Source organism: Pseudomonadota bacterium, from assembly GCA_037200975.1.
In the GTDB taxonomy this organism is placed as follows: Bacteria; Pseudomonadota; Gammaproteobacteria; order Steroidobacterales; family Steroidobacteraceae; genus CADEED01.
This window is the reverse complement of record JBBCGI010000001.1, coordinates 1,908,665-1,934,307: the sequence shown is the minus strand read 5'-3', so window position 1 is coordinate 1,934,307 and position 25,643 is coordinate 1,908,665. Positions and strand designations below refer to the sequence as shown.

22 protein-coding genes are annotated in these 25,643 nt (G+C 65.4%); 12 read left to right on the top strand and 10 right to left on the bottom strand.

Annotated features, from left to right (window positions below):
• Positions 1-17 precede the first annotated feature (17 nt).
• From WDO72_08540 to WDO72_08510, 7 genes are all read left to right on the top strand, one after another.
• A complete protein-coding gene (locus tag WDO72_08540) occupies positions 18-1,529 on the top strand; it encodes a tryptophan halogenase family protein (protein MEJ0085715.1) in 1,512 nt (503 codons plus the stop codon).
• A gap of 114 nt (positions 1,530-1,643) precedes the next feature.
• A complete protein-coding gene (locus tag WDO72_08535) occupies positions 1,644-2,927 on the top strand; it encodes a cation:proton antiporter (protein MEJ0085714.1) in 1,284 nt (427 codons plus the stop codon).
• Positions 2,928-3,040: 113 nt separating this feature from the next.
• On the top strand, positions 3,041-4,327 hold the full coding sequence (locus WDO72_08530) for a cation:proton antiporter (GenBank protein ID MEJ0085713.1): 1,287 nt from the start codon (positions 3,041-3,043) through the stop codon (positions 4,325-4,327).
• Positions 4,328-4,827: 500 nt separating this feature from the next.
• Complete coding sequence (locus tag WDO72_08525; protein ID MEJ0085712.1) at positions 4,828-5,922, top strand: putative zinc-binding metallopeptidase; 1,095 nt, start codon at positions 4,828-4,830, stop codon at positions 5,920-5,922.
• 78 nt (positions 5,923-6,000) lie between these two features.
• The gene (locus WDO72_08520) at positions 6,001-8,442 is read left to right on the top strand and encodes a glycoside hydrolase family 9 protein (GenBank protein MEJ0085711.1); all 2,442 of its coding nucleotides are present in this window, start codon (positions 6,001-6,003) and stop codon (positions 8,440-8,442) included.
• A gap of 93 nt (positions 8,443-8,535) precedes the next feature.
• Positions 8,536-10,572, top strand: a complete 2,037-nt coding sequence (locus WDO72_08515) for a S9 family peptidase (protein ID MEJ0085710.1) — start codon at positions 8,536-8,538, stop codon at positions 10,570-10,572.
• A gap of 42 nt (positions 10,573-10,614) precedes the next feature.
• The gene (locus tag WDO72_08510) at positions 10,615-11,766 is read left to right on the top strand and encodes a serine hydrolase domain-containing protein (protein ID MEJ0085709.1); all 1,152 of its coding nucleotides are present in this window, start codon (positions 10,615-10,617) and stop codon (positions 11,764-11,766) included.
• Here WDO72_08510 and WDO72_08505 read toward each other — a convergent pair.
• The 3 genes from WDO72_08505 to WDO72_08495 all read right to left on the bottom strand — a co-directional run bounded on the left by WDO72_08505 (position 11,723) and on the right by WDO72_08495 (position 13,427).
• Positions 11,723-12,178 (bottom strand): polymer-forming cytoskeletal protein, encoded by a 456-nt coding sequence (locus WDO72_08505; GenBank protein MEJ0085708.1) that lies wholly within the window; start codon positions 12,176-12,178, stop codon positions 11,723-11,725. The genes WDO72_08510 and WDO72_08505 overlap by 44 nt on opposite strands.
• Positions 12,179-12,191: 13 nt before the next feature.
• Entirely contained in the window at positions 12,192-12,572 is a 381-nt protein-coding gene (locus WDO72_08500) for a polymer-forming cytoskeletal protein (protein ID MEJ0085707.1), read from the bottom strand.
• Between the two features lie 219 nt (positions 12,573-12,791).
• A complete protein-coding gene (locus WDO72_08495; GenBank protein ID MEJ0085706.1) occupies positions 12,792-13,427 on the bottom strand; it encodes a VOC family protein in 636 nt (211 codons plus the stop codon).
• A 102-nt stretch (positions 13,428-13,529) separates the two neighbouring features.
• On the opposite strand from WDO72_08495, the gene WDO72_08490 reads away from it, so the two are divergent.
• The 3 genes from WDO72_08490 (at position 13,530) to WDO72_08480 (ending at position 16,101) form a co-directional block, all read left to right on the top strand.
• Positions 13,530-14,684, top strand: coding sequence for a redoxin family protein (locus WDO72_08490; protein ID MEJ0085705.1), 1,155 nt, complete (start codon positions 13,530-13,532; stop codon positions 14,682-14,684).
• A gap of 73 nt (positions 14,685-14,757) precedes the next feature.
• The gene (locus tag WDO72_08485; protein MEJ0085704.1) at positions 14,758-15,699 is read left to right on the top strand and encodes a hypothetical protein; all 942 of its coding nucleotides are present in this window, start codon (positions 14,758-14,760) and stop codon (positions 15,697-15,699) included.
• A 3-nt stretch (positions 15,700-15,702) separates the two neighbouring features.
• On the top strand, positions 15,703-16,101 hold the full coding sequence (locus WDO72_08480) for a VOC family protein (GenBank protein ID MEJ0085703.1): 399 nt from the start codon (positions 15,703-15,705) through the stop codon (positions 16,099-16,101).
• 14 nt (positions 16,102-16,115) lie between these two features.
• Here the strand turns inward: WDO72_08480 and WDO72_08475 are convergent, their stop codons facing one another.
• The 5 genes from WDO72_08475 to WDO72_08455 form a co-directional block, all read right to left on the bottom strand.
• Complete coding sequence (locus WDO72_08475) at positions 16,116-17,015, bottom strand: alpha/beta hydrolase (protein ID MEJ0085702.1); 900 nt, start codon at positions 17,013-17,015, stop codon at positions 16,116-16,118.
• A 2-nt stretch (positions 17,016-17,017) separates the two neighbouring features.
• Positions 17,018-17,212, bottom strand: coding sequence for a helix-turn-helix transcriptional regulator (locus WDO72_08470; protein MEJ0085701.1), 195 nt, complete (start codon positions 17,210-17,212; stop codon positions 17,018-17,020).
• Entirely contained in the window at positions 17,209-17,595 is a 387-nt protein-coding gene (locus WDO72_08465; protein ID MEJ0085700.1) for a hypothetical protein, read from the bottom strand. The genes WDO72_08470 and WDO72_08465 overlap by 4 nt, the downstream gene beginning before the upstream one ends.
• Positions 17,596-17,730: 135 nt before the next feature.
• The gene (locus WDO72_08460; protein MEJ0085699.1) at positions 17,731-18,201 is read right to left on the bottom strand and encodes a GFA family protein; all 471 of its coding nucleotides are present in this window, start codon (positions 18,199-18,201) and stop codon (positions 17,731-17,733) included.
• 5 nt (positions 18,202-18,206) lie between these two features.
• Positions 18,207-19,064 carry a neutral zinc metallopeptidase gene (locus tag WDO72_08455; GenBank protein MEJ0085698.1) on the bottom strand — a complete coding sequence of 286 codons (858 nt, stop codon included), beginning with the start codon at positions 19,062-19,064 and terminating at the stop codon, positions 18,207-18,209.
• Between the two features lie 41 nt (positions 19,065-19,105).
• Here WDO72_08455 and hrpB point away from each other — a divergent pair, with 41 nt between their 5' ends.
• Both hrpB and WDO72_08445 read left to right on the top strand, forming a co-directional pair.
• On the top strand, positions 19,106-21,616 hold the full coding sequence (gene hrpB / locus WDO72_08450) for an ATP-dependent helicase HrpB (GenBank protein MEJ0085697.1): 2,511 nt from the start codon (positions 19,106-19,108) through the stop codon (positions 21,614-21,616).
• 54 nt (positions 21,617-21,670) lie between these two features.
• Entirely contained in the window at positions 21,671-22,420 is a 750-nt protein-coding gene (locus WDO72_08445) for a TMEM175 family protein (GenBank protein ID MEJ0085696.1), read from the top strand.
• Here the strand turns inward: WDO72_08445 and WDO72_08440 are convergent.
• Together WDO72_08440 and WDO72_08435 are read right to left on the bottom strand one after the other, a co-directional pair.
• Positions 22,417-23,439, bottom strand: coding sequence for an NAD(P)-dependent alcohol dehydrogenase (locus WDO72_08440; GenBank protein ID MEJ0085695.1), 1,023 nt, complete (start codon positions 23,437-23,439; stop codon positions 22,417-22,419). The two genes, WDO72_08445 and WDO72_08440, sit on opposite strands and share 4 nt — an antisense overlap.
• Positions 23,440-23,627: 188 nt before the next feature.
• Entirely contained in the window at positions 23,628-25,625 is a 1,998-nt protein-coding gene (locus tag WDO72_08435; GenBank protein MEJ0085694.1) for a PhoX family phosphatase, read from the bottom strand.
• Positions 25,626-25,643: the final 18 nt, after the last annotated feature.

The window sequence follows — 25,643 nt, the reverse complement described above, 5'->3', positions numbered from 1 at the left end:
GGTCGAAGGGGGTGAGGATGGACAACGCGCAACCCGGACCCGGTGCGGTCAGGAAGGTCGTCATTGCCGGCGGTGGCACCGCGGGGTGGGTGGCGGCGATGACGTTGTCGAGCCAGTTCAGCAAGCTGCTCGACATCACGCTGGTCGAATCGGAGGACATCGGCACCGTCGGTGTGGGTGAATCCACCGTGCCGCCGATCGTCGCCTTTCACAAGTTGTTAGGCATCGACGAGCAGCATTTCATGCGCGAGTGCGCAGCCACGTTCAAGGTCGGCATCTGGTTCGAGAACTGGGCGCGTATCGGCGACCAGTACATCCACCCATTCGGCCGTCACGGCCAGTCCGCGTGGATGTCGGAGTTCTACGCGTTCTGGCTGCACTCGCGCGAGCAGGGCTCGAAGGTGCCGCTGGGCGAATACTGCTACGAGTGGCTGGCTGCGATGAAGGGCAAGTTCGCGTTGCGCGAGAACCCGCGCGTGAACTACGCCTATCACTTCGACGCGGCGCTGTACGCGCGTTACCTGCGCAAGATTTCGGAAGCCAAGGGCGTCAAACGCGTCGAGGGCAAGATCAAGCGTGTGCTGACGAATCCACAGACGGAGTTCGTCGAGTCGCTCGAGCTCGACAACGGGCAGAAGATAGACGGTGACTTCTTCATCGACTGCACGGGCTTTCGCGGATTGCTCATCGAAGGCGCGTTGCATACCGGCTTCGAGGACTGGTCGCACTGGTTGCCCTGCGACAGCGCGGTCGCGTTCCAGACCGTGGTCGACGAACCGCCCGCGCCGTATACGGCCTGTTACGCGCATGAAGCGGGCTGGCGCTGGAATATTCCCGTGCAGCACCGCGTCGGCAATGGCGTGGTGTTCTGCAGCCGGTACATGTCCGACGACGAGGCGCGCCATCGTCTCGTCACCGATTCGGGCGGCCGCCCGGTCAAGGAGCCCTGGCTCATCCGCATCAAGGCGGGCCGGCGCCGTAAGGCGTGGAACAAGAACGTGGTGGCGTTTGGCCTCGCCAGCGGTTTTGTCGAGCCGCTCGAATCGACCAGCATCCACATGATCACCACGGCGGCGGTGCGGCTCGGGCATTTCTTCCCGTTCGGCGGCATCAAACAACCCGCGGTGGATCACTACAACGAGTTGTCGAAGTACGAGATCGAACGCATCCGCGACTTCGTCTGCATGCACTATCACTACACGCAACGCGACGACACGGCGTTCTGGCGCCATTGCAGCAAGATGGAAATCCCCGACAGCCTGCGCACGCGCGTAGAGCTGTTCCGCAAGAGCGGTTATGCCTACAAGATCGAAGGCGAGCTGTTCACCGTGGATTCGTGGCTCTCGGTGATGATGGGTCAGCGCATCGAGCCGGAGACCTGGCACCAGCTCGCGCGCGTCGACGAAAAGCAGCTCAAGGATTTCATGACGAACTACCGCGCGCAGGTGGCGCAGGTCGTGAACGCATTGCCGTCGCACGGCGATTTCGTCAAGCAATACGCGGGTGCGAGCGCCGACGCGTGGAAGTAGGCGGGTGCCGGGTGGGGAAAGTGGGGAGAGCGGCGGCAAGATGTGTGCTGCGTTCCACTACGTCCGCCCGCCACTAGCTACCACTCTCCCCACTTTCCCCACCCGGCACCCTCCATGCCCGCCACCAAACTAGCGCTGCTGTTCTTCCTGCAGCTCGCTGTCATCCTTGCCGTGAGCCGTGCGTGTGGCTGGGCGGTGCAGCGCTGGCTGCGCCAGCCGCCGGTGATCGGGGAGATGATCGCCGGCGTGGTGCTTGGGCCGTCCTTGTTTGGCGTGCTCGCGCCGCAGACGCAACAACTGCTGTTTCCGCCGGATTCGCGCCAGATTCTCTACGTCGTCGCGCAGCTCGGCATCGGGCTTTACATGTTCATCGTGGGCCTGGGTTTTCGCAGCGATCACTTCCGCAGCCAGGTGCCGAGGGCGGCGGCGGTCTCGATCTCCGGCATCGTCGTGCCGTTCGTGCTGGCATTGTTCGCGGCACCGGTACTCATGCGAATGCCCGGCCTGTTCGCACCCGGCGTAAGCCGCTTCGACGCCACACTGTTCTTCGGCGCCGCCATCGCGATCACCGCGTTCCCGGTGCTGGCACGCATCATCCATGACCGCGGCTTGCAGGACACCGCCATCGCAACCTTGTCGCTGTCCGCCGCGGCGATCGGTGACGCCGTCGCCTGGTGCGTATTGGCGGTGGTGCTGGCGAGCATCGGCGCGGGCGCGGCGGTGGCCGTCATCGCCATCGCCGGTGGCATCGCGTTCTCGGCACTGCTGATCTTCTGGGGCCCGACCTTGCTGGCGCCGCTCGGTCGCGCCGCCGAACGCGAGCAGGCCGCCGGCCGGCCGCTGGGCTCCGGGTTGTTAGCCGTCGCGCTGATCGCATTCGCACTGGCCGCATTCACGGCCGACGGCATCGGGCTGCACGCGGTGTTCGGCGGATTCCTGATCGGCACCGCCATGCCGCGCGGCGTATTCGCCGAACGCGTGAAGGCGGCAATCGAGCCGCTGACGCTCGCCTTCCTTCTGCCGGTGTTCTTCGCCTTCTCGGGTCTCAATACACAGCTGGGCATGGTCAACACGCCGCAGCTGCTGTGGATCGCGATGGCAGTTCTCGCAGCCTCGATCTTCGCGAAGCTCGTCGCCTGCTGGGGCGCGGCGCGCCTCGCCGGCATGGAAAATCGCATGGCGCTGGGTATCGGCGCATTGATGAATGCGCGCGGACTGACCGAACTAGTCATCATCAACATCGGGCTGCAGGCGGGCATCATCGGGCCGCCGCTGTTCTCCATCCTCGTATTGATGGCGATCGTGACCACCCTCATGGCGGCGCCGCTTTTCGAAGCGTTTTACGGCCGCGCGGCGCGCTCCCGAGGAGAGCTGCCGCCGCTGGCGGGTCGTTCATAGGCAGAATCAATCAGCGGCCCGCTGCCTCGCCGCCGAAGCCTTGTTTATAAAGTCCCCACGTCGCGCACACGCCCAACAAGAGGCGCAGCCGGCGATTGAGTACCGGGGGGTTCATGGGCGTCGCGAAGCTTTCGATTACCTTTTTCCTGCAGATGGCCGTCATCCTGGCCACCTGCCGCGTCATTGGCTGGCTGGGCCAGAAGTATCTGAAACAGCCGCAGGTCGTATGCGAAATGATCGCCGGCGTCCTGCTGGGACCGTCGTTGTTCGGCCTGGTGGCGCCCGAAATCCAGAAACATGTTTTCACGCCGGAAAACAAAGGCGTGCTGTACGTGGGCGCGCAGTTCGGTGTCGGCCTGTACATGTTCCTGGTCGGTCTCGGTTTTCGCCGCGACCACTTCAAGGCGAACGCGCACAAGGCAGCGTCCGTTTCGATCGCCGGCATGGCCGTGCCGTTTCTCGTCGCCCTCGCGATCACGCCGTGGCTGCTGACGGTGCCGGGGCTGTTCTCCGAGAAGGCGACGCGATTCAGCGCCACGCTGTTCATGGGCGCGGCCATCGCCCTCACCGCCTTCCCGATGCTGGCGCGCATCATCCACGAGCGGGGCTTGAGCAATACCGCGCTCGGCACCTTGTCGTTGTCGGCCGGCGCGATCGACGACGCCGCGGCCTGGTGCGTGTTGGCCGTGGTGCTCGCGACCTTCGGCGCGGGAGCGGGCGTTGCCTACACCGCCATCATCGGCGGCGTGATCTTCGCCGCCTTCATGATGCTCGTGATGCCGCGACTACTCGCGCCGCTGGCGCGCCGGGCACAACGCGACCTGGCTCTCAACAAACCTCTGAACGACACCTTGCTGGCCATCGTGGTCGGGCTGTTCATGTTGTCCGCGTTCGCGGCGGACATCATCGGCCTGCACGCGGTGTTTGGCGGCTTCCTGCTGGGCTGCGTGATGCCGCGCGGCGCGCTGGCCGATCAGACCCGCAAGAGCCTCGAACCGTTCACCGTCGTGATCCTGCTGCCGATGTTCTTCACGTATTCGGGGCTGAACACCCAGCTCACGCTGGTCGCGGACCCCAAACTACTCGGCATCGCGCTCGCGATCCTCGCCGGCTCCATCTTCGCGAAGTTCGGCGCCTGCTGGGCGGCGGCGCGGCTTTCCGGCCAGGACAACCGCACCGCGCTCGGCATCGGCGCGTTGATGAATGCGCGCGGCCTGATGGAGCTCATCATCGTCAACATCGGATTGCAGGCGGGCGTCATCGGTCCGGCACTGTTCTCGATGCTGGTGCTGATGGCCATCGTCACCACGCTCATGGCTTCCCCCATCTTCGAGGTGGTGTACGGCAGGCAGGCGCGCGCCAGCGGTGAGCTGGCGGCGCTCGGAGGCGCGGCAAGTTGATGGCCCGAAGCGCCTGAGGTTGAGTGAGCGCCCTTCGTGGCGTGCGGTTGTTTGCGTGCGGCGCCCCCGCTGAGCATGCAGACCCGTTCGCGCGAGGGGCGCCTTTTTTGCCTCGCTTCCGTCCACGCCTCCGAATCCGCCTTTCCCTTGCGGTTCCACGGAGGTTTCTCGAATTTAACGGCGGCCGCCTTGCGGCGTTGTGAACGCTATCACTCAGGTGTGCAGGCCGCGCGCCGTTAAATGAGCAATGAAAAGAAAGTCATTCGCGGCCCTGTCACATCCACGCCAAGGGGGCTCGCTGGGGAAGTCATTCGCGCTCGTTTTTCTGTTGGGCGTCTTGTTTGTCCTCGCCGTCATGCAGGCCGCCGCGGGCCCCCATCTGTAGGAATTCGCGCTCCCGCCTTGGTGCGCTGCCGTACATGACCTATCGGACCGATTGACTGGACGCGGCCCGGACGAGGCCTCACTGTGACCGTCCTTCCCGGACTCCCGAGCACAGCTTGCGACTTTTCTCCTGCGACAACTGCAACCAGGTGCTGTTCTTCGAGAACAGCCGCTGCATGACGTGCGGCATGACGGTTGGCTATTGCGTCGAACTGGCCAAGTTGGTGACGCTTCAACGCCAGACCGGTTCGAGCAATGGTTCGGTCTACGAGGTGTTCTTCGCGAACCAGGGCATTCGTCATTACCGGCAGTGCAAGAACGCGCGCGATCACGATGCCTGCAACTGGCTGGTGCCGGCCGAGAGCGGGCGGCAGTTCTGCGCGTCGTGCAGTCTCACCGAGGTCGCGCCCGATCTGTCGAACGCGGACAACCGCGCGGCGTGGCTCGGCATCGAATCGGCCAAGCGCCGGCTGCTGTACACCATCTACGGATTGAAGCTGCCGATCTCCTCGCGCCAGGACTGGCCCGCCGAAGGCGTGGCATTTCATTTTCTGCGCGGCACCCAGGCCGAGCCCGTGATGACCGGCCACGACGAAGGCATCATCACGCTCAACATCGCCGAGGCCGACTCCGCCTTTCGCGAAAACATGCGCGAGAAGATGGGCGAGGGTTATCGCACGGTGTTAGGCCATCTGCGCCACGAGATCGGTCACTACTACTGGGACCGGCTCATTCGCGACGGCGATCAGCTGCAGTCATTCCGCAATCTGTTCGGCGATGAAACGCTCGACTACGAACAGGCCGTGCAGCGCCACTACGAGAACGGACCACCCGCCAACTGGGCGGAGTCGCACGTCAGCGCGTACGCGACGATGCATCCCTGGGAAGACTGGGCGGAAACCTGGGCTCACTACCTGCACATGGCTGATACGCTGGAAACCGCCAAGAGCCACGGCCTCGCGGTGCGGGTGCCCGACGCGGAGAAGAAGGGTGAGCGCATCGCGACCGATGCGTTGGCGTTTCGCGATTTCGAATCGCTGACCGCGAGCTGGAACGCCGTGACGCTGGCATTGAACAGCCTCAACCGCAGCATGGGCATGAAAGACGCCTATCCGTTCGTGTTGTCGGCGCGCGTGCTCGAGAAACTGCGCTTCGTGCACGACGTCATCCAGCGCCTGAGCGCGGCGTCGGCGGTGAACGCGGCGGCCTGATCCTGCCGGGCGGCAACCGGATTTGTAGAATCTGCGCGGGAATCCCTACTATGCGCGTTCGCACACGAGGGGGTTCTCATGCGTCGGTTCTTGCTCCTGGCATTGGTTCCAGCCACCGCTCACGCGGCTGACGAATTCAAACTCAACTCCGCGGAGTACTTCGAACGCCCTGGCATCAACGTGATGTACGGGCAGGACTACTACCCCGAAGGTCACCAGGGTGGTTTGAGCATCATCATGCACGACGAGCGCATCGCTTCGAATGGCGACGTGCGTCTCGAAGCATCGCCGGGGCAGTGGTCGCCGATCCCCAAACCCGGCAAACGCGAAGTGGATGCGGCCACGCAGGAAATCCGCGTGAAGCTCGCGTACCCGGACGCGGAACGCGATCGCAAGGGATTCAATCCCATCGAATACCCGGATCTCAAACTGAATTACACCGTGCGTGCGCGGCCCGACGGCGAATCCATCCGCGTGAGCGTCGACTTCGACGCGCCCATTCCGCAGGAGTGGGTGGGCAAGGTCGGTTTCAATTTCGAACTGTTTCCGGGATTGCTGTTTGGCAAGTCCTACCAGCTCGGCAAGAGCGATGGCGTATTCCAGCAGCAGCCGAGTGGCCCGGGAGAAACGCCGTCGCTGGCGCGCGGCAAACGGCTCGAGATCGCGCCCGAGACGGAGCTTTATCACCTGACCATCGAGTCGGTGCGCGGCGGCGAGCTCGAGTTGCTGGATGGCCGCGGCAATCACAACAACGGCTGGTTCGTCGTGCGTTCGCTTGCGCCGGCGGGAGCCACCGTCAACGCGATCGAATGGCGCATCACGCCGCACGCGAAGGCGGGTTGGCTCCGCACGCCGGTGATCCAGGTGTCGCAGGTGGGGTATCACCCGGCGCAGCCGAAGCAGGTGCTGATCGAGCTCGATCCGCGCGATACGCATCGCGAGAACGTGGTCCTGCAGCGGATCGGGTCGGTCGGGCAGGTGAAGACCATCATCGATCGCAAGCCGCAAGAGTGGGGCAGATTCCTGCGCTACCAGTACGCGCGCCTCGACTTCAGCGAGGTGAAGGAGCCGGGCGTGTACGTCGTCAAGTACGGCGCGCTGCGTTCCAATCCGTTCCGCATCAACACCAACGTCTTCACGCGCGAAGTCTGGCAGCCGACGCTCGAGTATTTCCTGCCGGCGCAGATGTGCCACATGAAGGTGCTGGAGAAATACCGGCTATGGCATGGCGCCTGCCATCTCGACGACGCGCGCATGGCGCCGGTGAATCACAACCATTTCGACGGCTACCTGCAGGGGCCGTCCACGCTGACTAACTACCAGCCCGGCGAGCCGGTGCCGGGACTGAACCGCGGCGGCTGGCACGACGCGGGCGACTGGGACATGCGCGTGGAGTCGCAGGCCGACACAATCTACGGGCTGGCGCTGGCGTGGGAGCTGTTCCACGTCGACTACGACAACACCAGCATCGATCAGAAGACGCTGGTCACCGAGATTCACCAGCCCGACGGCAAACCCGACGTGTTGCAGCAGCTCGAGCACGGCGTGTTGTCCGTGGTCGGCGGATACGAGTCCATGGGCCGGCTGTATCGCGGCATCATCGAGCCGACGCTGCGCCAGTACGTGTTCCTCGGCGACGGCGCGTTGATGACCGACAACGTGGTGTTCGATCCGAAGAAGACACCCGAGGCGACGGCGCCGGCCGTGGGCTTGCCCGGATCGCCCGACGATCGCTGGGTGTTCACGGAAGAGAATGCACGGCGCGAACTGCTGACCGCCGGCGCACTCGCGGCCGCGTCGCGCGCGCTGCGTGGCTACAACGACGATCTCGCGGCACGGTCGCTCAAGGCCGCGGTGGCGCTCTACGATCGCGCAACGCCGACGGAAGAAGTGGCGCGCGCGAGCGCGGCGGCCGAGCTGTTCATCGCCACGGGCGACGCGAAGTACCGGCGCCTGCTGATCGAGCAGCGCGAGGGCATCGCGAAGAACATCGATCACGTGGGCTGGGCCATGGGCCGCACGATTCCGCTGGTCAAGGACGAGGCGTACACGAAGGCCCTTCGCGACGCGGTTGCCGCGTATCGCATCAAGGTCGACGCGCTTGCGAAGGAGACGCCGTACGGCGTGCCTTACAAGCCGGACATCTGGGGCGCGGGCTGGCTGATCCAGCGTTTCGGCTGGGATCAGTGGATGTTGCACTTGTCGTTCCCCGATCTGTTTCCGCGCACCTACGCGCTGCAGGCGCTGAGTTTCATCCTCGGCGTGCATCCGGGTTCGAACACGGCGTCGTTCGTGTCGGGTGTCGGCGCGAAGTCGCTGACCACGGCGTACGGCTTCAATCGCGCAGACTGGTCGCACATCCCGGGCGGCAGCGCCTCGGGCACGGCGTTGATCCGGCCGGATTTCCCCGAGCTCAAGCACTGGCCGTTTTTCTGGCAGCAGACGGAATACGTGCTTGGACACGGCACGATGGACTATCTACTATTGGTATTGGCGGCGGACCAGGAGCTCAATCGCTGACATGAAGGTTGCCGTGCGGAAACCGATCGCGGCGGAAGACGCGGCTTCTCAACCTCGAAAGACGCATGCAGACTGTCGCCAGAAGGGGGGCCGATGCCTATCACGCAATCTCTGTTCATCGCGATTGCCTGTTCCATCTCCGCTGTAGTGGTGGCACAGCCACCGCCGGTGGAAGCATACGGCCGGCTTCCGGCCATCGACTCCGCCGCGATCTCTGCGGACGGCAAACGCGTAGCGCTCTCGGTGGGTTTCGAATACAAGGCCGGCGAGGCAAACCAGGAGCTGACAGCGCTGCGAATCGTCAATCTCGACAGCGGCGCCATCGAACACACGTTGCCATCGCCTGCGGGCAATACGCTGCGCGGCGTCGGCTGGGCTGATGACCAGCGAGTCTTCTACTTCATCAGCGCGCCGGCCAACACGAGGGACCTGCTGCCGAGCACCTGGCCGACGTTTCGCGGCAACCGCCACGAGATCTTCCGCACGGGCGTCTTTACACTCGAAACCAGGACCGCAGTCCAACTACTGCGATCCGCGGAGTTCCGGACCAACCTCTCTCTGACCGGTTTGTATGCACCCATCGAAGGCGACGCGGGCTTCGTGCGGATGATCGCGGTGGGCGGGGCCGCGACGATGAACGCCGTACCGCGGCTCGCGGTCTATCGCGTAAACCTCGCCAATGGCGTCGGTTCCCCATTTGCCGATGGTAATGCCCAGACACGCGGCTTCATGCTCGATGAGCGCGGCGATGTCGTCGCGCGCGTCGACATCAACGACAACAGCAATCGCTGGCAGCTCTACACCTACGAAGGCGGCAAGGACCGCATGATTCTCGAGGATGTATCGGAAATGGGAATGCCGCTGCGCCTCTACGGACTGCTCCAGGACGGCCGCATCGCGGCGGTGGATCCGCACGAAGACGGCGCACGCGACACGCTGCTGGCGATCGATCGGAAGACCGGCGCGAAATCTGCGCTGGAAAAGACCGGCGGTGGCGACGGCGCGCCGATCGGTGATCCATGGACGCATCGAGTCGTCGGCCTCGCCTGGACCGACGATCTGCCCAAGCAGATGTACTTCGACGATCAGTTGCAGACGCTGTACACGGCAATCCAGCAATATTTCGGTGGCGGCTACGCAAAACTGCAGTCGTGGTCGAGAGATCGTTCGCGGGCGCTGGTATTCGGCGAGCGCGCCGGCGATGCGGGCGCCTACTACGTCTACGATCGCGAGACGAAGAAATTGCGCGTGCTCGGCAAGCTGTATCCGGCGCTCGGCACCGCGCAGAGCCTGGGTGACCGGCGCGCCATCAAATACAGTTCCCGCGACGGGACGCCGATTCCAGCCTACCTGACACTGCCGGGCGGGACCGAACCACGCAACCTGCCGCTCGTGCTGTTGGTGCATGGCGGCCCGCACGCGCGCGATGACTTCACTTTCAACTGGTGGGCGAGCTTTCTCGCCTCGCGCGGCTACGCCGTGCTGCAGCCAAACTACCGTGGGTCGATCGGCTACGGCTACGACTGGTTCAACGCCGGACGCGGCGGCTGGGGCGACGGCGTCATGCAGACCGATGTCGAGGATGGCGTCGCGGCACTCGCGAAGAGCGGCTACGTCGACGCATCCCGCGTCTGCATCATGGGCGGCTCGTACGGCGGATACGCGGCACTGGCGGGCGCAACGCTCACGCCGGAGCGTTATGCGTGCGCGGTGAGCATCAACGGACTGAGCGATCCGGAAAGACTCCTCAACGACTCACGCAGCGGGGATCGCGGAAAGCGCGGCGCGAGCGCCGAATGGTGGGGCCGCTCGATGGGCAGCGACATGGATCACCTGCACAAGGTATCGCCGATCGCGCAGGCTTCTCATGCACGTGCGCCCATTCTGATCATGCACGGCGCCGACGATTCGGTCGTGCCGGTGGAGCAGTCGCGCTCGATGAGCGGCAAGCTGCGTCGCGATGGCAAGGACGTGAAATACATCGAATTGAAGGGTGACGATCACTGGCTGTCGGCTGCCTCGACGCGCACGCAGATGCTGAGCGAAGTGGAAGCTTTCCTGGCGGAGCATCTCGGTGGCAAGGGCGGTCCGGACGGAAAGAACACGGCAACGCCCGCCGAACCAAAGTGATGCTGTTGTCTTGCGGCAGGTTCCGCGCGACGATGCGCCCCGATGCACGTCCGGCGCCTGATCCTGTTCTGCTTTGCGGCGATCCTGCCGCTGGCGGTTGGCGCCGCCGAAGTCCCCGCGACTGACGCCGCAATCCGCGAACTGGCGCGCACCTGGCTCACCGAGAACGGCGGCGTGGGCTTGTCGATCGGCGTGTTCGTCGATGGCCAGCGCCGTTTCTACAACTTCGGCGCGACCCAGCTCGACGGCAACAAGCCTCCCACCAAGGACACCATCTACGAGATCGGCCCGATCTCCAAGACGCTCACAGGCCAGCTGCTCGCTCGCGCGATCATCGAAGGCCGCGCAGCGCTCAACGACGAGGCGGCGAAGTATCTCGACGAGCCCTATCCGAACCTCGAGAACGACGGCGAGAAGATTCGTCTGATCCATCTCGCCAACATGACGTCGCAGCTCGCGGACAACATCCCCGACGTCACGCAGGTGCGCTCCGTGCCGGGCGAATCGCTGGTCGTTTCGCGCATGAAGGTGTTCGGTAGTTACACGCGACCGGAATTCCTGCGCCAGCTGCATCGCGTCGCGCCGCGGCGGGCGCCCGGCTCCGACCCCGCGCATTCGAACGTGGGCAGCGTGTTGCTCGGTGTGGTGCTCGAGAAGATCTACGGCGAGCAGTTCGAGCGGATCCTGATTCGCGAGATCGAGAAACCGCTGCGCATGGGCAGCGGCACGCAGCCCAACGCCAAACTACTTGCGAAGGGGTACTCGAAGGATGGTGAGGAACTGCCGCCGTACGTTGCGCCGATGAGCTGGGCCTCGGGTGCGCTGCGTTACAGCGCCGACGACCTGCTCAAATTCGCCTCCTGGCAGGCAGTGGAACGTGACGCGTCGGTGAAGTTCGCGCACCAGCCCACTTGGTTCACGCTCGACCGCAAGCAGGCCGTGGCTTTCTACTGGATCATCGCCGAGTCGCCGCAGGGCCGGCGGCTCATGTACTCGGGCGGGACGGATGGATTCACCAGCGTCTGCGATCTGTATCCGGACAAGCAGGTCGCGCTGGTGCTGCTCTCGAACAAGGCCGCGGAAGGCGCGCAGGGATCCCTGCGCGCGCTGTCCGCGAAGATCGTGGGGCTGTTGCGCCCCGCCGATCAGATCAGCCCGCTTTCGTCAGAAGCTGTTCTGCCTGCGGGTCGCTGAGGGGTTTGTCGCTGCGCATCGCAGCGGCGCCCTTGTGGTTCATGTCGATGCTGCCGCTGAACTGCGCACCATCCGCGATGCCGACGCGCGGCGCGTAGATGTTGCCCTTCACCTTGGCGGACTGGCGGATCGACACCGATTCGCTGGCGTAGATGTCGCCATCGATGCGGCCTTCGACGATCACGAACTTCGCGCGGATGTTGCCGGTCACGCCGCCTTCCTTGCCGATGCTCAGGGAGCGCGTGTGTTCGATCGTGCCCTCGAGCTGGCCCTGGAATTCCAGGTCTTCCTCGCCGTAGAGCTCGCCCTTGAAATGCAGCGTCGGGCCGAGCACGCAGGCCGTGCCCGGGGCGGGCTGCGGCGCGGCGGAGGTGGGAGGCGCCATCTTGCCGTCGGAAAATCCTTTGTTCATGGTTCTCTCCACTTCAACGGGCCGCGCCGGCGGCGGTGGATCCTGCGGCCCCATTCCCAACACTCGGCTCCATGGTGACGCTGCCATTGAAGTTCGCTCCCTCGGTGATGCTGACGCTCGGCGCGCGGACGTTGCCGCGCACGATCGCCGACTGGTTGACCTTGATGCTCTTGCGGGCGTTCATGTCGCCCTGCACGCGGCCTTCGACGTCGATGCTCGCGGCGGTGACCGTCGCGATCACTTCGCCTTTCGGCCCGACGACGACGCGTTGCTGGTGGATGATCGTGCCTTCGATGCGGCCCTCGACCTTGATGTCTTCCTGGGCTTTGAGCTCGCCCTTGAATTTGAGGGTCGGTCCGAATACCGACATGCGTTCGGCGGAAGCGTTGCTCATGCGATCGATCTCCCTGCGAGGTTGCCAGATGTGAAGCGCGGCATAGATTGCGCCGCGCGCATGCAACAGAACCGTGTCGCAATTCGCAGCCGTAGGCGATTGCCCGGCGATGGCGCGCAATATGTCGAAAGGCGGCCGGCACGTTTTTCCAGTGGCAGGGGCCGCACCCGGATGGCGCATCGCGATGCGAGCATTTCCTCGAGAGGAAATATTCTCTTGCTAGGAAGCTGGGACCGCGCTCATCAAGGCCAGCGGCCGGTCGTCGGGATCGGAGAAGATCGCCATCCATTCCTCCGTGCCGTCGGCATGGCGGTGGACCAGGTGCGGCGCGTGCGTGAACTTCACGCCGCGCTCCTGCAACGCGGTGTGAGCAGCCCCGATGTCCGGCACGCGCAGGTAGAGAATCGATTCCTTCGCGACGCCGCTCTGCTCCTGCGACAACATCAGGCGTGTGCCGCCGCAGTCGAAGAAGGCGAGGGTTCCGAAGGTGTAGAGATGCCGCAGGCCTAACATCTCGCGGTACCACGCTTCCGATACCTGGATGTCGCCCACGGTGCGTGCGATCTGACCGATCGGCCCGAGAGCCAGCGGTGGAGGTTTTGCCATCGTCTTTCTCCTGCGGGCCGCCAGCGCGCCATCGCGCGGCGCGCGGAACCACGCCTTGAGGGCGCGGCGATCGCGCAGACCGAGCTTGGCCAACGCGTTGGACATGTGGAATTTCACGGCATCCACGCTCACGCCGCGCCGCCGCGCGATCTCGACGTTGGTCATCCCGTGCTGGGCGGCGTGCACCGTCCGCCATTCGGAGGGAGTCAGGATATCGGCGTGTTTCGGCCGTCCGCGCATGCGTTTCATGGGCAGATCGTAGGCTGGATGGGCTGGATTTTCCCTACCCGGCACCGCTGGCTCCGGCTATCCTGACCGCCTCACGAAGGGGTGAGGATCCAAGGAAAGCTCATGAAACGCTGCACTTCCAGCCGCGGACTGTTTTTGTCGGTCGCCCTGTTGTTTGCCGGCGCCGTGTTTGCGTCCGAACAACCGCCGACGCTCGCCATCGGTGCCGCGATGCCCTCGTTCTCGCTGCCGGCGGTCGACGGCAAGACCTACACCGACCAGTCCTTCAAGGACGCGAAGATCCTGGTGCTGGTGTTCACCTGCGCACACTGCCCGACGGCGCAGGCCTATCAGGAACGCATCAAGAAGCTCGTGACGGATTACAAACCGAAGGGCGTCACGCTCGTCGGGATCAATCCGAACCACGCGGATGCGGTGCGGCTCGATGAACTCGCCTACAGCGATCTTTCCGATTCGTTCGACGAAATGGTCGAGCGCGCGAAGCAGGAGAAGTTCAACTTCGTCTGGCTCGACGACGGGCCCAAACAAGAGGTGTCGCACAAGTACGGCCCGATCGCGACGCCGCACGTGTTCATCTTCGACCAGGACCGCAAGCTGCGCTTCGAGGGCCGCATCGACGATTCCGAGCGCGAGTCCAGCGCGACGAAACACGAAACGCGCGATGCGCTCGACGCGTTGTTGGCCGGCAAGGCGCCGGCCGTGACGACCACCAACGTGTTCGGTTGCTCGGTGAAGTGGGCCGACAAAGTGCCCGACTACGCCAGGTACAAGGCGAAGTGGGCCGCGGAGCCGGTGACGCTCGAGAAGGCGGATGCCGCGACGCTTGCCGCGATCCGCGCCAACAAGGACTCCGGCAAGATCCGCTTCATCAATGTCTGGGGGACGTGGTGCCCCGCCTGCGTGGCCGAGTTCGACGAGCTCGTCGAACACAACCTGCGCTTCCGCATCCGCGGTTTCGAGATGGTGACGATCGCGGAGGAGGATCCGGCCGACGAGGCCAAGGTGAAGGATTTCCTCACGCAGCGTCACGCGTCGATGAAGAACTACATCTTCGCCAGCGCCGACCGCGACGCGATGGTCAAGGCCTTCGATCCCACCTGGCGCGGCATGGCGCCGTACACGCTCATCGTCGATGAGAAGGGCACGGTCATCTACAAGGAAGTCGGCTCGATCGATTTCCTCGCGATGCGGCGCGCCATCGTGCCGGCGCTCAATCGGCTGACTCCGTGGCAAGGCCTGAGCCCCATCAAGCCGTAGTTCTTAGGGTGCCGGGTGGGGAAAGTGGGGAAAGCCGCTTTCCCCACTTTCCCCACCCGGCACCCTCCAGATCATGAAAACCGCGACGCTCTCACTACTTGCCACGACCGTCGTTTTCGCCGGCACATCTATCTACCTGGCCCTCGAGCTCGGCAAGGCACGCGACGCGCTGTCCGCCGAGGTCGCGGCGCGCAACACGCAGGTCCCGCGTGAGCCGCAGCGCGAGGTGCACGAATCGCTCGACCTCGACGTCGACGAGCACGGCGCGGACATGCCCGAAGTGCCGGCGGCGGCCGGCAAACCGCCGGCGCCGAGCGAAGCGCCGTCCGCAAACCGCTCCTTCGCCGGCAGGAACGACGAGCGCCCGGCCGGCGGCTTCAACTCCGCCGCGGCCCAGCGTCAGCGCCGCCTCTCGCAGGAAACGCGTCTGCGACAGCAGTTCTCGGACATGCCCGGCGAGCTTGGCCTCGACCGCGCACAGGCCGACAAACTATTCGACCTGCTGGCAGACGCGCAGATCGCAAGCGCCAACAACCGGCGCGCCTACGCCGACGACCCCCTCGGCGCCCGCGCGCTCGCGGATGCGGCCCGGCAGGAGCGCGATGCGCAGATCAATGCGCTGCTCGGACCGGACAAGGCCGCGGAATTCCTGTCGTTCGAGAAGAGCATTGGCGCGCGTATGCAGGTCGGGCGCATCGATGCGGACATGACGGCGGCCGACATCCCGCTGCGCGATGACCAGCGCCAGGCGATGATCGTGGCGATCGCGGCCGAACAGGCCGCGCGCCCGGCGCCGCAGCGCGTTCCGGGCGGCAACGACCAGGACTATCAAAGCGAATTCCTTGCCTGGCAGGCCGATTATTCGAAGCGCGTGCAGGCAACCGTCGAGCCGCTGCTCTCCGCCGAACAACGAGCCCGCTACCGCGAGGCGACGGAGCTGCAAAACGCGCGGCGTGCGCAGCAGCGGGCGCGCGCCGAACAGCGGCGCAACGCGAATCAGCAGCAGCAACCCTGATTCATGCAGACGCTCGGCCTCATATCGCTGGTGGTGGCGGATTACGACGAGGCGCTGGCGTTCTACGTCGGCAAACTCGGCTTCACGCTCGTCGAAGACAGCTTCGTTCCCGAGCAGAACAAGCGCTGGGTGGTCATCGAACCGCCCGGCGCCGCGGGCCAGGGAGCCAAACTACTGCTGGCGCGCGGTTCCAACCCGGAGCAGGTTTCCCGCGTGGGCAAGCAGACCGGCGGCCGCGTGTTCTTGTTTCTGTATACCGACGACTTCTGGCGCGACTACAACCACTACCAGTCCCAGGGCGTGGAGTTCCATCGCCCACCCAGCGAAGCGCCGTACGGAACCGTGGCGGTGTTCAAGGATCTGTACGGCACTTTGTGGGACCTGGTGCAGCTGAAGCGTTGACGCCCTGCGGCGGATCACTTCGCGGGCGTGGCGAGCCTCAGCAGCGCGGCATCGAGCACCCGCGCAAACTTCTCCGGCTGGTCGAACATCACGAAGTGGCGTGCCGGTGAGATCGACACGACTTCGAGCTGGGGCACGCCCGCGAGCAGCATGCGGTAGTAGCCGCCCTTGCGCTCCTCGTCGATCCCCATCGGCGCGAAGTCCGGCGCATTGAAGGGCGAGATCTCGACCACCGGCACCTTGATGTCGGTCAACTTCGCGCGCAGGTCGAGCGCAAACACCTGTGCGGCGTAGTCGGCCGTGGCGCCGATGTCGCTGCGGCTCGTCTGTTCGGCGAGCCGGTCCGCGGTTGCAGCATCGATGGACCCGACCTGCTTCATGTAACCATGCTGGCTGGCAACGAACTGCTCGCGCGTCTGGCCACCGAACTGCGCACGCACACCGTCGGCCAGTTTGCTGCGGTCGCCTGTCTGGCCTTCAGTGCCGGGAAATACCGGCAACCCATCGACCGCGATGACGCCCGCGATGAGATCGGAATGTCCGGTCGCGAATTTGAGCGACAACGTGCCGCCGAGGCTGTGCCCCACCAGCACCGGCCGCGCGATCTTCCGCGACTCGATCAGTTTTTCGATGTCGCCCTCCAGCGTCTCGAGTGTCGTGCCCGCCACGGGCTGGCGGCCATCGAAGCCGGGCAACGTCAGTAGATAGACGGCGTGGTCCTTTTCGAGGCGCTGCGCCGTGTCCGCCCAGACCCAGGAACCGCTGGCGAGGCCAGGGATGAAGATGACCGCCGGGCCCGCCGACCCCCGTTGTTCGATCTGCAAGGCGCCGACCTCGAACGCCGCAGTTTCCGAGAACACAGGCGCAGCCAGGGAGAGCGCGAGCGCGAAGCCCGCGAAAACATTGCGATTCATGGTTATTCCTCGTTGATGAAGATTTTTTCGATCGACTTGCCGAACAACTTCGCGATGGCGAAGGCGAGCGGCAGGCTCGGGTCGTACTTGCCGGTTTCGATGGCGTTCACCGTCTGGCGCGACACCTCGAGCCGGTCGGCGAGTTCGCCCTGGCTCCAGCCGCGATCCGTGCGCAGATCCCGCACGAGATTTCTCATCGGCTGGCCAGGTTGCGGACACACTGGAACGCACCCCAGACGAAGCCCATCACCGGCCAGACCCAGAACATGCTCAGCCGTGGGAATCCGGCGCCTTCGAGAAAGCCGTAGGTGAGCGACAACCCGGCCGTGACCGCCGCCGCGATTGCGAGGCCTTCGAGGCTGCGCAGCCGCACGAACTCATCCATGCGGCGGAACTGCCGCGCGATCACCCAGATGGCGAAGCCGATGGGGATCATCGGCGTCAGCAGCACGGCCGTGCGCAGCGCGCCGACTTCCATCGTCTTGGCAAGGGTGAGCGAGCCGAAAAGAACCGCGATGTAGGCGGCCATGGAAGCGCCCAGCTCCAGCTGGTATTTCCGGCGGACGTCGCGTTCGAGCATCTGATTCTCCCGTCTCTCTGGTTGTAAAGGATGCTTGACAGGTTAGACGGGTGAAATCGCCTTGTCAAGCTTCCTTTACATGGGAGATTTTGGCTCCTCGCGGAACTCGCGGCAGCCGGCTCGCGCGGGAACTAGTTAGTCAGGATCGCCGCCGCGTTGAAACGTACGCAGGTTCGCGAGGAATTCCTGCGCGACCGCGGATTCCGCCGTGCGCTCCGCGGGAACGTCTTCGCAGAATTTCACCCAGGGCAGGCGGCTTTCGACGCCGTATTGCTTCACGAGGGTCACGTCTTCGGGGCGATCGAGCGAGCCCATGGTCACGTACATGCGCGACGTCGGCAGGTTGTACTTGAACGACAGCGGTGTGCCGCACTGCGCGCAGAACGCGCGCTGCGCGAGATTGGAACTGGCGAAGAAGCTGGGCGTGCCGCGAGTCCAGGCGAAGTTGTCAGGCGAACCGCCGGCGAGCGAGGCGAACACGCCGCCGGTGGCGCGCTGGCACATGCGGCAATGACATACGTGGGAGTTTTCGAGCGGTGCGAAGAACGCGTAACGCACCGCGCCGCATTGGCAGCCGCCGGTGGCAACGGGTTTGCGCTCGTCCATCGCGCCTACTGGAAAGTGTCGCAGTCCTGCACGCTGCCGGACGCATAACCCTTGCGGAACCACTGCTGGCGCGCGGCGCCGGAACCGTGCGTGAACGACTCCTGGTTTACGTGGCCCTGCACACGTTTCTGAATCGTGTCGTCACCCACCGCGGATGCGGCGTTCAGCGCTTCGTCGATGTCGCCGGCTTCGACCAGCTGGCGCGCCTGGTCGGCGTTGTGAGCCCAGATGCCGGCAAAACAATCCGCCTGCAGTTCGAGCTTCACCGACAACGCATTGGCGTCCGCCTCGGACGCGCGCTGCTGCGCGGCGTGCACCTTCTCGGAGGTGCCTAACACGGTCTGCACGTGGTGACCGACTTCGTGTGCGATGACGTAAGCCTTGGCGAAATCGCCTTGTGCGGCAAATTCCGTTTCGAGCTGCCGGAAAAAGGCGAGGTCGATGTACACCATCTGATCGGGCGGGCAGTAGAAAGGCCCTGCTGCCGACGTCGCCGATCCGCAACCGGTGTTGATGCCTTCCGAGAAAAGCGCCAGTTGCGGCAGCGGATATTCGCGCCCGGCCTGCTTGAAGATCCCGGTCCAGGTTTCTTCGGTATCGCCGAGCACGTGGGCGACGAACTGCCCCGCTTCGTCGTCCGGCGCGCCGGCCACGACTGGCGCTTCCGCCTGTGGCTGCGCGCCACCACCGCCGAGCAGGCCCATGATGAGACGCGGATCGACGCCCGCGAAGTACGCGACGATCAACAGGACGATGCCGCCCAGGCCAAACTTCATGCCGCCGCCGCCGCCGCCACCACCACCCGTGCTGCGGCCGCGGTAATCCTGGACGTTCTGACTTTCTTTGCTGTTGCGCCAGCGCATGGCCCGGGATGTTAGCAGAGGGTGCGTAAAATACCCGCCTCATGAAATCCGGTTTGCCCATCGACGAAGTCCTGCCCGCGTTGCGCCGCGCACTCGTGCACGGCCGCAACGCCGTGCTCGAAGCGCCGCCCGGCGCCGGCAAGAGCACCGTGGTTCCGATTGCGCTGCTCGACGAACCGTGGTTGCGCGGCGGCAAGATCGTGATGCTCGAACCGCGCCGGCTGGCGACGCGTGCCGTCGCGACGCGAATGGCGCATACCCTCGGCGAATCACCCGGTGAAACCGTCGGCTTCCGCATGCGTCAGGAGACACGTGTCGGCCGGCGCACACGCATCGAGGTCGTGACGGAAGGTGTCTTCACCCGCATGTTGCAAAGCGATGCGGCGCTCGAAGGCGTCGCAGCGGTGCTGTTCGACGAGTTCCACGAACGCAACCTGCACGCCGACACGGGTCTCGCGTTCGCGCTCGATTCGCAGGAGAACCTTTCGCCGCAGCTGCGGCTGGTGGCGATGTCGGCCACGCTCGACGGCGCGGGACTTGCGAAGTTGTTAGGTGATGCGCCGCGTGTCACCGCGAGCGGGCGTATGTATCCCATCGACGTGGTGCACGTCGGCAACGGACTGCCGTTGCTGCCGGGCGGACGCGAATCGCCGGAGCTCGGCGTACTGCGCGCGATCAAGCGCGCCCTGGCAGAGGCGGAGGGCGACATGCTGGTGTTCCTGCCCGGCGCGGGTGAGATCCGCAGGGTGCAGGGCATGCTGGGCGACATCGGCGCCGGCGTGGACATCACGCCGCTGTACAGCGAGCTCGCCGCGGGCGCGCAGGACGCGGCGCTCGCGCCCGCGAGGCCCGGCCGCCGCAAGATCGTGCTGGCCACGAACATTGCCGAGACCAGCCTCACCATCGACGGCGTGCGCATCGTCATCGACGCCGGACTCGAGCGCCGTAGTTTGTTCGATCCGTCGAGCGGCATGAATCGCCTCGAAGTGCAGCGCATCTCGCGCGCCTCGGCGGAACAACGTGCCGGCCGCGCCGGCCGCACCGCGCCGGGTGTCTGTTACCGGCTGTGGGGCGAGGGCGCGGAGCGCAGTCTCGCGGCGTATGCACCGCCCGAAATCTGCGTCGCCGATCTCGCGCCGCTGGCGCTCGATCTTGCGGTGTGGGGGACGGAAGCCGGCGCGTTACGCTGGCTGGATGCGCCACCGGCCGCAACACTCGCGAGTGCGCGCGACCTGCTGCGGCGCCTGGGCGCACTCGATGACGCTGGCAAGGTCACGGCACACGGCCGGGCGATGCAGGAATTTCCGGCGCATCCGCGACTCGCGCACATGTTGTTGAAGGCGCGCGAACTCGGCGCGGCGCCGCTCGCGGCCGAGCTGGCTGCGTTGCTGTCGGATCGCGATCTGTTGCGCACCGGCGGTGGTCCGCGCGACAGCGACGTGCGTACACGTCTCGAGGCACTGCGCCGTGGCGGCGGCGATGTCGATCGTGGTGGGCTCGAGCGCGTACGCCGCTCACAGCGCACGTTCGAGCAGCAGCTCGCATCCGGCGGCAAGGCAGGCGGTGCGGCTGCCGACATCGAAGCCGGCGTGTTGTTAGGCCTGGCGTATCCCGATCGCATCGGCCGCCGCCGTTCCGGCGCCGACGCGCGGTATCAGCTCAGCAATGGTCGCGGAGCGGTGTTCGCCAGCGCCGAATCGATCGCGCGCGAGGAGTTCATCGTCGCGGTGGATCTCGACGACCGCGAGCGCGAAGCGCGCATCCAGCTCGCCGCGCCACTGACGAAAGCCGATCTGCTCGAGTTCTTCGCGCCGCAGCTGCGGCGCGCCGACGAGCTGGCGTGGGACGAGCGCACCGAATCCGTAGTCGCCCGGCGGGTGATCCGCCTCGACGAATTGCTGGTCGAAGAGAAGCCGCTCAACGAAGTGCCGCGCGCCGCCAGCGCGGCGGCCATGCTCGAGGGCGTGCGTTCGCTCGGGCTGGATGCGCTGCCGTGGGATGACGAGAGCCGCGATTTCCTGGCGCGTTGCGAGTTCGTGCGCGCGTGGGGCCGTAGCGACCTCGGCGCGTGGCCCGATAACACGCGCGCAGCGCTGGCGAGCGATCTCTCCTGGCTCGAGCCGTTCCTCGAAGGCATCACGCGGCGGTCGCAGCTCACGCGCGTGCCGCTCATGGACGCGCTGCGCAGCCGCCTCGACTATGCACAGCAGCGCAAACTCGATGAACTTGCGCCCACCCACGTGGGTCTGCCGACTGGCTCGAATGCGCGCATCGATTACGTAGATGACAATGCGCCGGTCGCCTCGATGCGCATGCAGGAGGTGTTCGGCCTCGCCGCCACACCGCGCATCGGCGGCGGTGCCGTGCCGGTCACCTTCAAACTACTGTCGCCGGCACGCCGGCCCTTGCAGGTCACGCGCGATCTCGCCAGCTTCTGGCGCAACGCCTACGTGGAAGTGCGCAAGGACATGCGCGGGCGCTATCCGCGCCATTACTGGCCAGAGAATCCGCTCGAAGCCGAGCCCACGCGGCGCGTGAAACCTCGCGCCTAGGCGCGGGCAACGCGCGATGGGCTAACATGCAGGCGGAATTGCGGGGAGCCACTTATGAACGAGAGAGCCGCCGGACATGCCGGCCTGCGTGACCGCCTGCCGCTCGCACCGAAGCGCGAGGCGCTGTTCCGCTGGCGCGGCAACGAGGTATCGCGCGTCGAGGGGTTCACGGACGCGGTATTCGCATTCGCCGTGACGCTGCTGGTCGTCGCGTTGGAAGTCCCGCACACTTACGAAGGGCTGCTCGACGTCGTGCGCGGCTTCCCGGCCTTCGTCATCTGCTTCGCCCTGTTGATGACTTTCTGGAACGCCCACTACCGCTTTCACCGGCGCTACGGCATGGAAGACGTATTCACCCGCGTCGTCACCATGGCCATCCTGGTGCTGGTGTTGTTCTTCGTCTATCCACTCAAGTTCCTGTTCACGATGGTGACCGTGAACCTGTTCGGCCTGGCGATGCACGACGCGCCGCATCTCGAGTCGCTCGCGCAGGTGGATACGCTCTACGTCATCTACGGCCTGGGTTTTGCAGGTGCCTGGACTCTGTATGGGCTGCTGTACCTGCACGCGTTGCGCGCGCGCGAGAGGCTGGGGCTCAACGCCTCCGAACTGATGCTGACGCGCGGCTCGCTGGTGGAGAACGCGGTCTACGTGGGCGTCTGCCTGCTCTCGGTCGCGTTGGCGCTGTTCACGGACCAGGCATCCCTGCCGGGCCTCATCTACTTCCTGATAGGGCCGCTGATGGCATTCGTGGGCCGGTGGTACGGGATCAGGGCGCGTCATCTCGCGGTGGCCGGTAGCTAGATACGGATGACCACCTTGCCGAACAGCTGCTGCGAATCCATCCAGGCATACGCGGCCGCCGCATCCGCATATCCGAACACCTTGTCTACGTGCGGCCTGAACGGGTTCTTCGCCAGGAAGGTATTGAGCGCTTCGAAGTCCGTGCGCGACCCAACGTAGACTCCCGACGCCGTGACGTTGCGGCCCATGAGCGACAGGCCGGGAATGTCGCCGCCAAAACTGCTCAGGCCGCCGATCAGCGCGACGTGGCCGCCGAGCGCGAGGCTCGCCAATGTCCTGGCGAGCGTGTCGGTGCCGCCGACTTCGAGTGCCTGCTGGACTCCACCGCCGCTGGCTTCGATCACCGCCTTCTCCCAATCCGGCGCGCCGCGATAGTTGATCGTCGCGGCCGCGCCGAGCGTCCGCGCGCGCGCGAGTTTGTCGTCGTCGGAGCTGGTGATGATCGGCCGGGCGCCGAGAGCCTGCGCGAGTTGCAGGCCGAAAATGGAAACACCGCCGGTTCCCTGCAGCAAGACGTGATCTCCGGGCTGCGTGCGTCCGCGCGTGACGAGTGCATTCCAGGCCGTCACGCCCACGCAGGGCAACGTCGCCGCCTCCTCGTCGGATAGATAGCCCGGCACGGCGACCAGGCCGTTCTCATCCAGAGTCACAAACTCGGACAACATGCCGTCGACGGCGCCGCCGAGCGAAGTGAGCATGTCCGCGGGCTTCGGCCCCCCGCTCAGCCACTGCTGAAAGAAGATTCCCGCGACGCGCTGGCCCGCCGCGAAACGCATGACCCGGGCGCCGATGGCGGCGACTTCTCCCACGCCGTCGGACAGCGGCACCAGCACCGGCCGCCGCGGACCCGGGTACTGCCCGCGCCGTACATAGATGTCGCGGCGGTTCAGCGACATCGCGCGCATCCGCACGAGCACCTCAGTGTCGCCAGGTTGTCTGACCGGGGCGTCGACGAGGCGCAGTTCCGCGGGTGCATCGCCGCGGGCGTGTAATTGATACTGGCGCTGGACGGTCTGCATGAAATCCTCCGGCCGGAATGCCGGAGAATTCTAGCGAGGCGGTCAGAGGTTACGCGCCCTATAGCGCGCGTCGTCGCAGGCGCGCTGCGCGTCATTGCGCTGATGTTCGAATTGACCAGGCGATATGCCAGCCGCTTGCGATCCCTGGGCGCGAGGACCCGCACGAGAAACCTGTTCTTCTAACAAGGTCAAACCGGGGCGCCATCTTCGCGTTCAACCGCAACGACGGCGGCACGCGGTGGCAGGCCATTACCATCCGGCCAATGGCTGCGAGGATCGTCCAGCGTGCCGCCTTCGCCCGGGTGCTGAACGGACAGGAACAACGTGCGTCCGTCGGGTGTGAATTCGCAGCCCGACAGTTCGCAGCCGGTGGGCCCGCTCGCCAGTTGCTGCAGAAGCCCCCGCTGCGGACCGCTGGTCGGCACCACGTAGCAGCCGTTGTTAGGCCGGTCGCGTGTGTCGGTATCCGAAACTATCCACAGGCGGCCCTGCGGATCGATGCCGAGATTGTCGGGGCAATACACCGGGCTCAGGTCGGCGCGGTGGGTGTAGCCCGCAAAATAGGTGTCGGTGCCCTTGAGATTGGCCGCGGCGAGCTCGCGCGCGTCGGCGATGAACGTGCCTTCCCGCGGATCGCCGGCCAGCAGAAATACATTCCACGAGAATTTCCTGGCCGTGGCATCGTCATCCGCTTCCGCGATTTCGATGATGTGGCCGGAGGAGTTGTCCGTGCGCGGATTCGCGGCGTTGGTGGCCACGTCGACCGTGCGGCCTTCCCACTCCGTGGTGCCTTCGGTGTGCCCGCGATTCTCGGTCTTGGTACAGGCAACGTAGATGCGGCCGGTGACCGGGCTCGGCTCCACGTCCTCCGGACGATCCATCGGTGTCGCGCCTAACAAGTCGGCCGCGGCCCGCGCCTTGATGACCACGTCGCCCTGGCTCGCATAACCCGCGCGGGAATTCAGCGGGCCTTTCTCGTCGTGTACGAGCGGCAGCCATTCGCCGGTGCCGTCGGCGTCGAAACGCGCCGCGTACAGCGTGCCGTGATCGAGCAGGTCGCGGTTCGCCGCCGGGTTTTTCGGATCGAAGCGATCGCGCGTGACGAACTTGTATACGTACTCGAACTTGTCGTCGTCGCCCATGTAGGCCGCGACGTGCCCGGTCCTGCCGACGATGGTGTTGGCGCCCTCGTGCTGGAATCTCCCGAGCGCGGTGCGCTTGCGCGGCACGGACTTCGGATCGTGCGGATCGATCTCTACCATCCAGCCGAAGCGCAGTGGTTCTTTGGGCTCGTATTCCGCATCGAAACGCCGGTCCTGGTGGTCCCAGCCGTAGAAGCTGTTCTCGCGCAGCGTGAAACGCCGGTAGGCGTCCGCCAGCGCGGCGTCGTCACCGGGCTTGCTGAAGTTCTTGCCGCCCGCGAAGTAGTCGTCGACGTTTTCCTCGGAAGTTAGATAGGTGCCCCAGGGCGTCTTGCCGGCGGAGCAGTTGGCGAATGTACCGAGCACGCGCACGCCTTCCGGGTCACCCTTGGTCCGCAGTAGCGCGTGCCCGCGGGCCGGTCCCGAGATTTCCATCGGTGTCCGGGCCGTGATGCGCCGATTCAGGGATCCGCCGGTGTCGCGTGCCCAGCCATGGCTGTCGCGCTCGATCTGCATCACCGCCACGCCATGCGCCGCCTGCAGGAACGCGACGGCGTATGGATGTTCCGCCATCCACGCCTTGCGATCCGCGAGCCGCATGCCCGCGCCGCGATGCCCGGGCCACAGCAATTCGCCATTGGCGTATTCGTGGTTGACGCAGAGCAGGCCCGTCCCGGCGCGCCCTTTGCGCAGCCCGAAGAACTGCACGGCGTCGGCGTTGGTGCCGAAGCGCCGCTCCTGCTCGGCGGGCGCTTCAGGCCCCAGCCATTTCGTGGTCGTCATCACGCGCGTGTCGAAATCGCGCGTGCCGGTTACCAGGCTGTCACCCCAACGGGCGATGACGTTCGAGCGATAACCCTCCGCCACCACGAAGTCGTCGCCCTTGTACGGCGCGATGCTCTTGAAAGTATTCGGAAGTCCGGAGTTTCCCTGCGTAGGAATCCGCGCATATGCGGCCAGCCCGACCGTCGCAGCAGTGCCGGCGAGCACGCTGCGGCGGGACAATCGCGCCGCCAGTATGGTTTCGAACACGGGTCCTTTCATGGTCGCGCATGCTAACGT